Annotated in this window: 8 protein-coding genes, 10 tRNA genes, 3 rRNA genes and 1 other RNA gene; all 22 read left to right on the forward strand. The window is 50.7% G+C overall.

Translation table 11 applies throughout. The annotated features are described in order from the left end of the window. The first annotated feature begins 85 nt into the window (after positions 1 to 85). The 22 genes from rpmE to JRJ22_RS00725 all read left to right on the forward strand — a co-directional run bounded on the left by rpmE (position 86) and on the right by JRJ22_RS00725 (position 12,989). Positions 86 to 283, forward strand: coding sequence for a 50S ribosomal protein L31 (gene rpmE / locus JRJ22_RS00620; RefSeq protein ID WP_206102702.1), 198 nt, complete (start codon positions 86 to 88; stop codon positions 281 to 283). A 212-nt stretch (positions 284 to 495) separates the two neighbouring features. Beyond that, positions 496 to 764: signal recognition particle sRNA large type (gene ffs, locus JRJ22_RS00625), an RNA gene on the forward strand. Positions 765 to 899: 135 nt separating this feature from the next. After that, entirely contained in the window at positions 900 to 2,678 is a 1,779-nt protein-coding gene (gene dnaX, locus JRJ22_RS00630; RefSeq protein ID WP_206102703.1) for a DNA polymerase III subunit gamma/tau, read from the forward strand. A gap of 49 nt (positions 2,679 to 2,727) precedes the next feature. Beyond that, entirely contained in the window at positions 2,728 to 3,039 is a 312-nt protein-coding gene (locus tag JRJ22_RS00635; protein ID WP_054944059.1) for a YbaB/EbfC family nucleoid-associated protein, read from the forward strand. A 36-nt stretch (positions 3,040 to 3,075) separates the two neighbouring features. Further along, on the forward strand, positions 3,076 to 3,672 hold the full coding sequence (gene recR / locus JRJ22_RS00640) for a recombination mediator RecR (protein ID WP_206102704.1): 597 nt from the start codon (positions 3,076 to 3,078) through the stop codon (positions 3,670 to 3,672). 205 nt (positions 3,673 to 3,877) lie between these two features. After that, a complete protein-coding gene (locus JRJ22_RS00645; protein ID WP_206102705.1) occupies positions 3,878 to 4,135 on the forward strand; it encodes a DUF2508 family protein in 258 nt (85 codons plus the stop codon). A gap of 32 nt (positions 4,136 to 4,167) precedes the next feature. Then, the gene (locus JRJ22_RS00650) at positions 4,168 to 4,434 is read left to right on the forward strand and encodes a pro-sigmaK processing inhibitor BofA family protein (RefSeq protein WP_206102706.1); all 267 of its coding nucleotides are present in this window, start codon (positions 4,168 to 4,170) and stop codon (positions 4,432 to 4,434) included. 301 nt (positions 4,435 to 4,735) lie between these two features. After that, positions 4,736 to 6,283 (forward strand): 16S ribosomal RNA (locus JRJ22_RS00655). A gap of 114 nt (positions 6,284 to 6,397) precedes the next feature. Further along, a 5S ribosomal RNA gene (gene rrf / locus JRJ22_RS00660) occupies positions 6,398 to 6,514 on the forward strand. 44 nt (positions 6,515 to 6,558) lie between these two features. Beyond that, a tRNA-Ile gene (locus JRJ22_RS00665) sits at positions 6,559 to 6,635 on the forward strand. A 29-nt stretch (positions 6,636 to 6,664) separates the two neighbouring features. Beyond that, positions 6,665 to 6,740, forward strand: a tRNA-Ala gene (locus JRJ22_RS00670). A 184-nt stretch (positions 6,741 to 6,924) separates the two neighbouring features. After that, a 23S ribosomal RNA gene (locus tag JRJ22_RS00675) occupies positions 6,925 to 9,850 on the forward strand. The 16S, 23S and 5S rRNA genes sit together here with 10 tRNA genes alongside, the layout of an rRNA operon. A gap of 83 nt (positions 9,851 to 9,933) precedes the next feature. Further along, a tRNA-Ser gene (locus JRJ22_RS00680) sits at positions 9,934 to 10,025 on the forward strand. Positions 10,026 to 10,051: 26 nt separating this feature from the next. Continuing rightward, a tRNA-Met gene (locus JRJ22_RS00685) sits at positions 10,052 to 10,128 on the forward strand. An 8-nt stretch (positions 10,129 to 10,136) separates the two neighbouring features. Continuing rightward, positions 10,137 to 10,212 (forward strand) — tRNA-Val (locus tag JRJ22_RS00690). A 29-nt stretch (positions 10,213 to 10,241) separates the two neighbouring features. Then, positions 10,242 to 10,317: transfer RNA gene (locus JRJ22_RS00695), tRNA-Thr, on the forward strand. A gap of 16 nt (positions 10,318 to 10,333) precedes the next feature. Then, positions 10,334 to 10,411, forward strand: a tRNA-Asp gene (locus tag JRJ22_RS00700). 24 nt (positions 10,412 to 10,435) lie between these two features. After that, a tRNA-Phe gene (locus tag JRJ22_RS00705) sits at positions 10,436 to 10,511 on the forward strand. A gap of 3 nt (positions 10,512 to 10,514) precedes the next feature. Beyond that, positions 10,515 to 10,600, forward strand: a tRNA-Tyr gene (locus JRJ22_RS00710). Between the two features lie 7 nt (positions 10,601 to 10,607). After that, a tRNA-Lys gene (locus JRJ22_RS00715) sits at positions 10,608 to 10,680 on the forward strand. Positions 10,681 to 10,825: 145 nt separating this feature from the next. Next, positions 10,826 to 11,782, forward strand: a complete 957-nt coding sequence (locus tag JRJ22_RS00720) for an NAD(P)/FAD-dependent oxidoreductase (protein ID WP_206102707.1) — start codon at positions 10,826 to 10,828, stop codon at positions 11,780 to 11,782. 103 nt (positions 11,783 to 11,885) lie between these two features. Then, positions 11,886 to 12,989 carry a PucR family transcriptional regulator gene (locus JRJ22_RS00725; RefSeq protein ID WP_232380999.1) on the forward strand — a complete coding sequence of 368 codons (1,104 nt, stop codon included), beginning with the start codon at positions 11,886 to 11,888 and terminating at the stop codon, positions 12,987 to 12,989. The last annotated feature ends 10 nt before the right edge of the window (positions 12,990 to 12,999 follow it).

The following is a 12,999-nucleotide window of genomic DNA, read 5'->3' on the forward strand; positions in this document are numbered from 1 at the left end:
ACTATTATTTCGTGCTAGAATGTCGTTGTGTGTTTTAATAACTCTGGGTCCGCATGAGTCCTAGGGCATGAGAGGTGAAATTCAAATGCAAGAAGCCATTCAACCAAAGTATAATATCACTAAGGTAACCTGCGCATGTGGCAACACTTTCGAATCCGGTTCTGTTAAACAAGAGCTGCGCGTCGAAATTTGCTCGAACTGCCATCCATTCTTCACTGGCAAGCAGAAGTTCCTTGATGCCGGTGGTCGCGTCGATAAATTCAAGAAGAAATACGGTATCTAATCGCCCTTGCCGCGTTTGCGGCTTAAGGATTGGACTGCTCCCCGGATGGTATATCCGGGGAGTTTTTATTTACCCGAATAAGCAGGATGCGCGTCTCTCCGGCATGTTTTCAATCATGAGAATTATTAGATGATCCATATATTACCAAAATTTAAGTCGGTTTCTTGTGGACGGGTTGATTTTTAATGGGGTGTGAGCTATACTTATCTTCGCCGTGCTAGACGGGGAGGTAGCGGTGCCCTGTAACTCGCAATCCGCTGTAGCGAGGTTGAATTCCTGTTAGAGGTGCTGTCGATGTGAGGCCTTGGTCCCTATGGGCTGTGTTGACGGTTGGGTCCTCCGCAATGAGTGCTTGTGAACCTGGTCAGGTCCGGAAGGAAGCAGCCATAAGCAAGTTTACTCTTGTGCCGGAGGGTGGCCTAGCCCGAGCAGTCTCGTAGGGTTGCCGCTTGGATTGCAGCCATCAATAACAGGTGCACGGTTTATATTCGGTTAATGATAGCATCTTTGCCACAAGCGAAGATGCTTTTTGTTTTTGGTCAAAGTCTGGGGAATATAGTATAATAAATTAGCGACAAATGCCGGAAAGCGGCAGCCTAAGAGAGGGTAATGCATAGTGGAACATATCGCGCTGTACCGTGCTTGGCGGCCGCAGTCGTTTCAGGACATGGTAGGGCAACAGCACATTATCCAGACGCTGCAGAATGCAATTCGTGAACAGCGGGTTTCGCATGCCTACCTGTTCAGCGGCCCGCGCGGGACCGGCAAGACGAGTGCTGCCAAAGTTTTGGCCAAAGCAGTCAATTGCGAGCGGGGACCTGGCCCGGAGCCATGCAACGAATGTCCTTCCTGCCTAAGGATTACCGCGGGCAACGTTATGGACGTGCAGGAGATTGATGCGGCGTCGAACCGCGGGGTGGAAGAAATACGCGACCTGCGGGATAAGGTGAAATATGCACCTACCGAAGTGCGCCGTAAAGTGTATATTATTGATGAAGTGCATATGCTGACAACAGAAGCGTTCAACGCTCTACTTAAGACGCTGGAGGAACCGCCGCCGCATGTCATGTTTATACTGGCGACGACAGAACCTCATAAATTGCCGGCTACGATTATTTCACGCTGTCAGCGCTTTGACTTCCGCCGTGTATCTCTGGAGGAGCAGAGCGGTCGGCTCGCTGAGATCTGTCAGAAGGAGGGCATTACTGCGGATGCAGATGCTCTGCAGTATATCGCCCGTCTCTCTGACGGAGGGATGCGTGATGCGCTGAGTATACTGGACCAGATCTCCTCCTTTACAGACGGTAATGTAACTTATCAGAAGGTACTGGGCATGACTGGGGGGATCCCTTCCGAACAGTTTGCCCGCCTGGCAACAGCCATTCTGGAAGGTGATATGGGCCGGCTGCTGGAACTGGTAGAGCAGCTGATGCAGGAAGGCAAGAGTGCGGACAAATGCCTGGAGAACCTGCTTTATTACTTCAGGGATTTGCTGATGATCAAAATGGTCCCGGGGGCTGATCAATTAACAGACCGGGTACTGAATCCGGCTGAATTCCGGGACATGGCGGCTGCATTTTCACGGGAGCGGCTGTTTCAGATTGTAGAAACCTTAAACCGCTATCTTGGAGAAATGAAATATGCGACACATCCGCAGACATTGTTTGAAGTAGCACTTATGAAGCTGTGCAGCATGCAGCAGGAAGCCGGGCCATCCTTGCATGCGACCGCACCGGTAGCCGGTGCTATACGGGTTGAACCGTCAACCGGTGGTCAGGCTGCGGATGCGGGAGAATTAGAGGTTTTGAAGCGGCAGATTGCTGCTTTAGAGAAGAAGCTGGAACAGGCCATACAGTCGGGAGGAGTCTCGGGCGGTGGACGCGATGCAGCACCTGCACCGCGGGCATCTGCAGCAAGCTCGGCTCCGCGTATCTCCTCTCCTTCCAAGCTGCCTCCGCAGCTTGGCAAATTCATCGCCGGCAAGGATAATCCTGATTTCGCGGCGGTTTATAAGCAGTGGAGTCTGGTGCTGCAGGGAGTCAAAGAGGAGAAAGTAACAGTACACGCATGGTTTGTTGACGGTGAGCCGGTGTCCGTTATGGAGGATGCGGTGCTTGTAGCGTTTAAGAACACAATTCACCGCGATACTACCGAGAAACCGGCCAACAGGCAAGTGATCGAGAATGTGTTTGCTGCACGCCTTGGCAAGCCTTACCGGCTGGTGACAATCATGCAGCGGGACTGGAATGAGGCCGCCCAGAAGTCTGTAGCCCAACCGGGCACAGAGGAATTACGTCTGGAGCATGAGCATGAAGAAGCCGAGGCGAAGACCGAACCATGGATTGACGAGGCTATCCAGCTCTTTGGAGAAGACCTTGTTGTCATAAAAGAGTAATGCTTTAGTCTATTAGCGCATACAGCGCATTTCAAAGGAGAGAGTAACTATGAATAATATGAATCAAATGATGAAACAGGTTAAAAAAATGCAGGAACAAATGCTCAAGGCACAGGAAGAGCTGGGCAGCAAGACCATTGAAGGATCATCCGGCGGCGGTGTAGTTACAGTGCAGGTTAATGGCCACAAGAAATTGCTGTCCATTCAGATTAAGCCTGAGGCTGTTGACCCGGAAGATATTGAAATGTTGCAGGACCTCGTGATCACAGCAGTGAACGATGCGCTTACACAAGCAGAAGAGTTGGCTAACAATGATATGGGGAAATTCACTGGCGGAATGAAGATCCCGGGCTTATTCTAGGCCGGCAACACTCTAGCCCAAAGGAGAATCATCACTTTGTATTATCCAGAACCGCTAGCCAAGCTGATTGATGCTTTTACGCGTTTGCCCGGAATAGGGCCGAAGACAGCAGCCCGGCTGGCTTTTCATGTGCTCAACATGAAAGAGGACGAAGTTATTGATTTTGCCAAGGCGCTGGTCAGCGTCAAACGAAATCTTCATTATTGCTCTGTCTGCTGTAACATTACTGATACTGATCCATGCCGGATCTGCCAGGACAAAACCCGTGATACCTCAGTGATATGCGTGGTTCAGGATTCCAAGGATCTTGTTGCCATAGAGCGCACTAAGGAGTTTGACGGTTATTATCATGTCCTGCAGGGTGCGATCTCGCCAATGGAGGGTATAGGTCCGGAGGATATCCGTCTTAAGGAGCTGTTGACTCGTTTGAGCGACGAGAGGGTGAAGGAGCTTATAATGGCGACTAACCCGAATATTGAGGGTGAAGCTACTGCTATGTATATTTCACGCCTTGTCCGGCCCTTCGATATTAAGATCACCAGAATAGCCCATGGCTTGCCCGTAGGCGGCGATTTAGAGTATGCGGATGAAGTAACTCTCTCCAAAGCGCTGGAAGGCCGTCGTGAGCTGTGAGCTGTCTTGAAACAGATATCCATAACCATCTATGCTAAAAGAGGCCCGGTAGGGCTTCTTTTTTTTGCCCGTTCCCTTTTCCCTAACCTGCGCCACAGGATGATGCTGATTTTAGTTCTAAGTTTGTCCCTACCCCGATATGAATGAGAATATGTAGCGATGCAGAGGCAGCGCATAGTAATGAGGTTCTTAAGGGGGAATCATTATGGGATGGTGGAGTAGCAAATGGCAATGGGGCAGCGAAAAAAGGCTCAGAGAGTCTAAGTTAAATGAGGATCGGCATGTGTTCCTGGACGTGCGTAAGGCGCAGGCGGAATGGGAAAGAGCGTATCTGATGTTCGATGAGGCTCTGGGACAGGATCAGATTGATTACGCCATTTATATTCTAGAAGCGGCTGAACGTAAATATCAGATTCATCTTAAGCATGCAAAGAGTTTGGGTATCAATCGCAGTCAGATGTAAGCCCGTTTTAGTAAAAGCGAAGGAGGAGCGGTATGCTAAGAACGATTGCAATAGGTGTTCTGATTGGATCGGCAATTCTGCTTACCCTGATTGTATTCCAAAAAAAGTTGGGCTGGGCCTGGCTCAGTTTATTTGGCACTCATCTTATTCTTGCTGCACTCGGCATTTATATAGTCAATTTCTCCGGACTGCTAACCGAAATCTATATTCCGCTGAACCCTGCAACCATAGGCGCAGTAACGGTTTTGGGGCTTCCGGGAGTGATTATGCTGCTCGGTTTAAAAATAACTTTGTTTTAATGGTTGACGGGGCTCGAAGATTTATGATACATTAAGTCTCGGCCCTTTGGACAAGCTATTCATTGATAACTTGTTCGGAAGACGAGCGAAAAAAGAAATTGAAAAAAACGCTTGACTTAAACAAAGGTGCTATGATATATTATAAAGGTCGCTGCTGACAAGCAACGACAACGAAAAAAGACATTGATCTTTGAAAACTGAACAACGAGTGAGTGGGAGATCACTTCGGTGAGATCCAAAATTAGAGAATGCAAATTCTCGTCAGATGTTTCAAAATGAGCAATCGCTCTTTCTAAATACCAATTTGGAGAGTTTGATCCTGGCTCAGGACGAACGCTGGCGGCGTGCCTAATACATGCAAGTCGAGCGGAGCTTATCCTTCGGGATAAGCTTAGCGGCGGACGGGTGAGTAACACGTAGGCAACCTACCCCTCAGACTGGGATAACTACCGGAAACGGTAGCTAATACCGGATAATTCCTTTTTTCTCATGAAGAAAGGATGAAAGGCGGAGCAATCTGCTACTGAGGGATGGGCCTGCGGCGCATTAGCTAGTTGGTGAGGTAACGGCTCACCAAGGCGACGATGCGTAGCCGACCTGAGAGGGTGAACGGCCACACTGGGACTGAGACACGGCCCAGACTCCTACGGGAGGCAGCAGTAGGGAATCTTCCGCAATGGGCGAAAGCCTGACGGAGCAACGCCGCGTGAGTGATGAAGGTTTTCGGATCGTAAAGCTCTGTTGCCAGGGAAGAACGTCCGGTAGAGTAACTGCTACCGGAGTGACGGTACCTGAGAAGAAAGCCCCGGCTAACTACGTGCCAGCAGCCGCGGTAATACGTAGGGGGCAAGCGTTGTCCGGAATTATTGGGCGTAAAGCGCGCGCAGGCGGCTGTTTAAGTCTGGTGTTTAAACCTTGGGCTCAACCTGGGGTCGCACTGGAAACTGGATGGCTTGAGTACAGAAGAGGAAAGTGGAATTCCACGTGTAGCGGTGAAATGCGTAGATATGTGGAGGAACACCAGTGGCGAAGGCGACTTTCTGGGCTGTAACTGACGCTGAGGCGCGAAAGCGTGGGGAGCAAACAGGATTAGATACCCTGGTAGTCCACGCCGTAAACGATGAGTGCTAGGTGTTAGGGGTTTCGATACCCTTGGTGCCGAAGTTAACACAGTAAGCACTCCGCCTGGGGAGTACGGTCGCAAGACTGAAACTCAAAGGAATTGACGGGGACCCGCACAAGCAGTGGAGTATGTGGTTTAATTCGAAGCAACGCGAAGAACCTTACCAGGTCTTGACATCCCTCTGAATCCTCTAGAGATAGAGGCGGCCTTCGGGACAGAGGAGACAGGTGGTGCATGGTTGTCGTCAGCTCGTGTCGTGAGATGTTGGGTTAAGTCCCGCAACGAGCGCAACCCTTGACTTTAGTTGCCAGCAGGTAAGGCTGGGCACTCTAGAGTGACTGCCGGTGACAAACCGGAGGAAGGTGGGGATGACGTCAAATCATCATGCCCCTTATGACCTGGGCTACACACGTACTACAATGGCCGGTACAACGGGAAGCGAAGCCGCGAGGCGGAGCCAATCCCAGCAAAGCCGGTCTCAGTTCGGATTGCAGGCTGCAACTCGCCTGCATGAAGTCGGAATTGCTAGTAATCGCGGATCAGCATGCCGCGGTGAATACGTTCCCGGGTCTTGTACACACCGCCCGTCACACCACGAGAGTTTACAACACCCGAAGTCGGTGGGGTAACCCGCAAGGGGGCCAGCCGCCGAAGGTGGGGTAGATGATTGGGGTGAAGTCGTAACAAGGTAGCCGTATCGGAAGGTGCGGCTGGATCACCTCCTTTCTATGGAGAATCGTTCTCTGCAATGAGAACATTCAAATCGGAAGTATAACTTCCAAATAGCTTCAAACACTCACTCGTGTTCAGTTTTGAAAGAGCAAGTCTCTTTCGTATGCGTTTGGTGGCGATAGCGGAGGGGTTCCACACGTACCCATCCCGAACACGACCGTTAAGTCCTCCAGCGCCGATGGTACTTGGACCGAAGGGTCCTGGGAGAGTAGGACGCTGCCAAGCGGACAATCATTCATTGGTTGGTTCAAATGTTGTATATGTTATATGGGCTTTTAGCTCAGTTGGTTAGAGCGCACCTCTGATAAGGGTGAGGTCGGTGGTTCGAGTCCACCAAGGCCCACCATATAACAATTATAACTTCATACCTTTTATGGGGCCATAGCTCAGCTGGGAGAGCGCCTGCCTTGCAAGCAGGAGGTCAGCGGTTCGATCCCGCTTGGCTCCACCAATAATTTCATTACTTGCATTATCTTGATCCTTGAAAACTGGATACCGAAACGAATTTGCGTTTTAGAACATCTTTTAGCTGAAACTTGTGTAAGCAAGTTGAAATAGTTATTAGTTGAAACAATTGATCGGGTAGGAAAGTAAAGAACAGCAATGTTCAATATTTCTCCTCCGGAGAAAATTGCGGTTAAGCTAATAAGAGCACACGGAGGATGCCTAGGCGCCAGGAGCCGACGAAGGACGTGGCGAACAACGAAACTGCCTCGGGGAGCTGTAAGCAAGCTTTGATCCGGGGGTGTCCGAATGGGGAAACCCAGCTGTGGTAATTCGCAGTTACTCACACCTGAATACATAGGGTGTGTAGAGGCAGACCAGGGGAACTGAAACATCTAAGTACCCTGAGGAAGAGAAAACAATAGTGATTCCGTTAGTAGCGGCGAGCGAACGCGGAACAGCCTAAACCAAGGGGCTTGCCCCTTGGGGTTGTGGGACGTCTCATATGGAGTTACAAAGGAGTATGGTAGGTGAAGAGGTCTGGAAAGGCCCGCGATAGAGGTAAAAGCCCTGTAACCTAAACTGTGTTCCCTCCGAGACGGATCCCGAGTAGTGCGGGACACGTGAAACCCCGTATGAATCCAGCAGGACCATCTGCTAAGGCTAAATACTACCTGGCGACCGATAGTGAAACAGTACCGTGAGGGAAAGGTGAAAAGCACCCCGGAAGGGGAGTGAAATAGAACCTGAAACCGTGTGCTTACAAAAAGTCAGAGCCCGTTTTAGGGGTGATGGCGTGCCTTTTGTAGAATGAACCGGCGAGTTACGTTTAACATGCAAGGTTAAGGTGAGAAGCCGGAGCCGCAGCGAAAGCGAGTCTGAATAGGGCGACTAAGTATGTGGACGTAGACCCGAAACCGTGTGATCTACCCCTGTCCAGGGTGAAGGTGCGGTAACACGCACTGGAGGCCCGAACCCACGTATGTTGAAAAATACGGGGATGAGGTGGGGGTAGCGGAGAAATTCCAATCGAACTCGGAGATAGCTGGTTCTCCCCGAAATAGCTTTAGGGCTAGCCTCGGTGAATGGAGTGGTGGAGGTAGAGCACTGATTGGGTGCGGGGCCCGCAAGGGTTACCAAGCTCAGTCAAACTCCGAATGCCATTTACTTCTTGCCGGGAGTCAGACAGTGAGTGCTAAGATCCATTGTCAAAAGGGAAACAGCCCAGACCATCAGCTAAGGTCCCCAAGTGTGTGTTAAGTGGGAAAGGATGTGGAGTTGCACAGACAACCAGGATGTTGGCTTAGAAGCAGCCACCATTGAAAGAGTGCGTAATAGCTCACTGGTCGAGTGACTCTGCGCCGAAAATGTAACGGGGCTAAACACACCACCGAAGCTATGGCTAGATGCTTTGCATCTGGGGTAGGGGAGCGTTGTATGTGGGTTGAAGGTGTACCGTAAGGAGCGCTGGACAGCATACAAGTGAGAATGCCGGTATGAGTAACGAAAAGATCAGTGAGAATCTGATCCGCCGAAAGCCCAAGGTTTCCTGAGGAAGGCTCGTCCGCTCAGGGTAAGTCGGGACCTAAGGCGAGGCCGAAAGGCGTAGTCGAAGGACAACAGTTTGAAATTACTGTACCACCGTAATCCGCTATGAGCGATGGGGTGACGCAGGAGGGTAGTGACGCGGACTGATGGATGTCCGTCTAAGCAGTGAGGCTGGTGTGTAGGCAAATCCGCACATCGTAAGGCTGGGCTGTGATGGGGAGCGAAAATTATAGTAGCGAAGGTCATGATCTCACACTGCCAAGAAAAGCCTCTAGTCAGGAGAAGGTGCCCGTACCGCAAACCGACACAGGTAGGCGAGAAGAGAATTCTAAGGCGCGCGGAAGAACTCTCGTTAAGGAACTCGGCAAAATGACCCCGTAACTTCGGGAGAAGGGGTGCCTCGGTAGGGTGAATAGCCCGAGGGGGCCGCAGTGAAAAGGCCCAAGCGACTGTTTAGCAAAAACACAGGTCTGTGCGAAGCCGCAAGGCGAAGTATACGGGCTGACGCCTGCCCGGTGCTGGAAGGTTAAGGGGAGTGGTTAGGGGTAACCCGAAGCTATGAACCGAAGCCCCAGTAAACGGCGGCCGTAACTATAACGGTCCTAAGGTAGCGAAATTCCTTGTCAGGTAAATTCTGACCCGCACGAATGGCGTAACGACTTGGGCGCTGTCTCAACGAGAGATCCGGTGAAATTTTAATACCTGTGAAGATGCAGGTTACCCGCGACAAGACGGAAAGACCCCATGGAGCTTTACTGCAGCTTGATATTGAATTTGGGTACGATCTGTACAGGATAGGTGGGAGCCGTAGAGGCAGGAGCGCAAGCTTCTGCGGAGGCGCCGTTGGGATACCACCCTGATCGTATCTAGGTTCTAACCTGGTACCCTAAGCGGGTACGGGGACCGTGTCAGGCGGGCAGTTTGACTGGGGCGGTCGCCTCCTAAAGAGTAACGGAGGCGTTCAAAGGTTCCCTCAGAATGGTTGGAAATCATTCGAAGAGTGCAAAGGCATAAGGGAGCTTGACTGCGAGACCTACAAGTCGAGCAGGGACGAAAGTCGGACTTAGTGATCCGGTGGTACCGCATGGAAGGGCCATCGCTCAACGGATAAAAGCTACCCTGGGGATAACAGGCTTATCTCCCCCAAGAGTCCACATCGACGGGGAGGTTTGGCACCTCGATGTCGGCTCATCGCATCCTGGGGCTGAAGTAGGTCCCAAGGGTTGGGCTGTTCGCCCATTAAAGCGGTACGCGAGCTGGGTTCAGAACGTCGTGAGACAGTTCGGTCCCTATCTGTCGTGGGCGCAGGAAATTTGAGAGGAGCTGTCCTTAGTACGAGAGGACCGGGATGGACGTACCGCTGGTGCACCAGTTGTTTCGCCAGAAGCATGGCTGGGTAGCTACGTACGGACGGGATAAGCGCTGAAAGCATCTAAGCGTGAAGCCCCCCTCAAGATGAGATTTCCCAACACGTAAGACCCCTTGAAGACGACGAGGTAGATAGGTTGGAGGTGGAAGTGCAGTAATGCATGGAGCTGACCAATACTAATCGGTCGAGGGCTTATCCAAATTTCGAAGAACGCAGATTTGTTTCGGATTCAGTTTTCAGGAATTAAGGTTCCTGAATGGATTTACATGGCACCATATCGTTTGGAGAGATACCCAAGTGGCTATAAGGGGACCCTCTGCTAAGGGGTTAGACTGCGTAAGCGGTGCGAGGGTTCGAATCCCTCTCTCTCCGCCATTTTAAATCCAAAACCTAATTATTGTGGCGGCGTAGCTCAGCTGGCTAGAGCGTACGGTTCATACCCGTGAGGTCGGGGGTTCGATCCCCTCTGCCGCTACCATATTTCCCGGAGGCTTAGCTCAGCTGGGAGAGCATCTGCCTTACAAGCAGAGGGTCGGGGGTTCGAACCCCTCAGCCTCCACCATTTTCATTATAAGAATATTTTCACACTGTGCCGGTGTAGCTCAATTGGTAGAGCAACTGACTTGTAATCAGTAGGTTGGGGGTTCAAGTCCTCTCGCCGGCACCATTATTTTCACAAATGCGGAACCGTGGTGTAGTTGGCCTAACATGCCTGCCTGTCACGCAGGAGATCGCGGGTTCGAATCCCGTCGGTTCCGCCATTTTATGTTTTAAGGCTTGTTTTTGGCTCGGTAGCTCAGTCGGTAGAGCAAAGGACTGAAAATCCTTGTGTCGGGGGTTCGATTCCCTCCCGCGCCACCATATGGAGGCTTAGCGAAGTGGCCAAACGCATCAGACTGTAAATCTGCTCACGTACGTGTTCGGTGGTTCGAATCCATCAGCCTCCACCAGTTTTACGAGCCATTAGCTCAGTTGGTAGAGCACCTGACTTTTAATCAGGGTGTCGAAGGTTCGAGTCCTTCATGGCTCATTCCAAACAAAAAGTCATCATCTTCGGATGGTGGCTTTTTTGTGTTTTCAGAGCTCAAATCAGCCCTTTTGTAGTCATCAAGTTTAAAATTTCTTGCTTCGTTTAATTATAAGTTTATAATGCTGAGCAGAAATGAGTGATTTCTATGATATATGATGCAATTATTGTTGGCGGCGGATTTGCCGGACTTCAGGCGGCGATTCAATTAGGACGGTACTCCGCACACCGGGTGCTGGTAATTGATGCAGGAGGCGGCAGATCAAATCTTTGCCGGACCTATCATAATATACTGGGTTGGCCGGATGGAGTATCGGGTGAGGAAATACGTACAAGAGGCCGGCGGCAGGCTGAATTGGCCGGTGTGGAATTCATCTCAGACAAGGTCGTTAAAGCGGATAAGTATGGACAGCTCTTTCTCTTAACAGGAGAGCGAGGCCAACAATACGAAAGCAAAACCTTACTGCTGGCTACAGGGGTAATGGATCGCTTTCCAGAACTGCCGGGACTTGTACCGACACTTGGCAAATCTGTCTACGTCTGCCCTGACTGTGACGGCTTTGAGATACAGGACCGTCAGACGGTGCTGCTGGGTTCTGGTGATGCTGGGGCCCATATGGCTTTTATTTTGCGGGAACGTACGGGAGACCTGACCTACATTAATCATGAGCATGAGCCAGTGTCTGAGGACAATCTCACACGCCTCCAGGCAGAGGGAATTACCTATATTGAACAAGCTGCTACCCAGATCGTACAAGAGAATGACGGGATGATTATAGAAGTGGCTTTACAGGATGGCACTCACCTTCCGGCAGAGCGCGGGTTTATTGCCTTCGGGAGAAATGCGGTTCATTCCGAGCTTGCCGCCCAGCTGGGGGTCACGCTTCATAAAAACAGACATATTGAGGTAAATAGACGTTCCTTAATGACGAATGTGGAGCATTTGTGGGTAGCCGGCGACGTTGCCGTTCATGCGGAGCAAGCTACGGTGGCTATGGGTGAAGGGGCGATAGCTGGGATCTGGATGCATAAAGAATTGAAAAAAATAAACCCCATTGTATTGCCATTATCCAGGTCCGCGGCTTTGAGTACGAAGAAACGCTGATTTTCCAGGAGAGGATCAAGTTTCACTTATCATTCAGATAGGCCTGGCCGCACAATGCTGCAGAATATGATAAAATAGGCGAAAAGAGCAAAAGTGGTGGAGAATGGTGACGATGGATAGTGAGGCATTGCGTCAAAAATTGGAGCAGCTCACCGGAAAGAGAGCCGGAATCAAACAGCTCGGACGGCAGCATTCAGCTTCCCTATTTGGCGTTGGCACGGAAGAGCAGGAACAGCCTGTTACGCACGATGGTTATCTATGGGTTCCTTTATATGAGAATGAAGGCCGGATCACTGCGGTATGGGTGGAGATGGAAGGCCTTACGGGTCTTGAGCTGCAATTGGTCAATTATGCGGCGCGCAATTATGCTATTGCTCTTAAGGCTACCGGCCTAAAAGAAGAGGGCGAGGTCGAAGCCCGTCAGCTAAGCGGCTGGCTTAACTCACAGCTCGAGCAAGAGAAGAATGATGCTGAAATTCCTGATGATATGACGCTTAAGGGCCGCCTATTCGGGGATATGGTCCCTTTTTTGCTGGTCAGTGAGAATGTGCATAATCCGCAGCTGACCTACCGGTCGCTGATGAAGCTGTTGCGCAATTATTTCGAGAATGAGATTTTACTTATCCCCCTGCAGGAGAAAGAATGGTTAATTTTAGCCCGTAAAGAACTGCTCACCGGCGGGGATGATAAGGAAGATGAGGAAGAAAGTGAAGATGAGCTCCTGGCTCAGACCAGTATGGGGCTGCACGAACTGATCGCCAGCGAGTGGGTCGGTGTATTTCATCTGGCTGTGGCACCGGCTATCATTCCGGTAAAAGGTTTGACTGGTTCGGTCGCATTGCTAAGGGAGACGATTGTGCTCGGCCGGATTTTTCAGGTAGGCGAGTATATCCACCTTCCATGGGAGCTGCATATGGAGCGTTTGATAAACAGTATTCCAGATGAACGGCGCAGACAGCTGCTGGGACAGATCGGTGACTATTCTTCTGTACTGGCGGATAAGGAAATGCTGCTTACACTGGAGACTTTTTTCGAAATGGACTGTAATGTGAGCGAGACGGCGAAGAAACTCTACATCCACCGTAATACACTGCTGTATCGGCTTGATAAAATTAAACAGGAGACCGGGGCCGATGTGCGGAGCTTTGGCGATGCGGCGATTGTGAAATTAGCAATGTTATTGTATAAAGTGACGAAAAGAAAATAGGTTTTTTGTG

This window comes from Paenibacillus tianjinensis (assembly GCF_017086365.1).
GTDB classification, from domain to species: Bacteria; Bacillota; Bacilli; order Paenibacillales; family Paenibacillaceae; genus Paenibacillus_AQ; species Paenibacillus_AQ tianjinensis.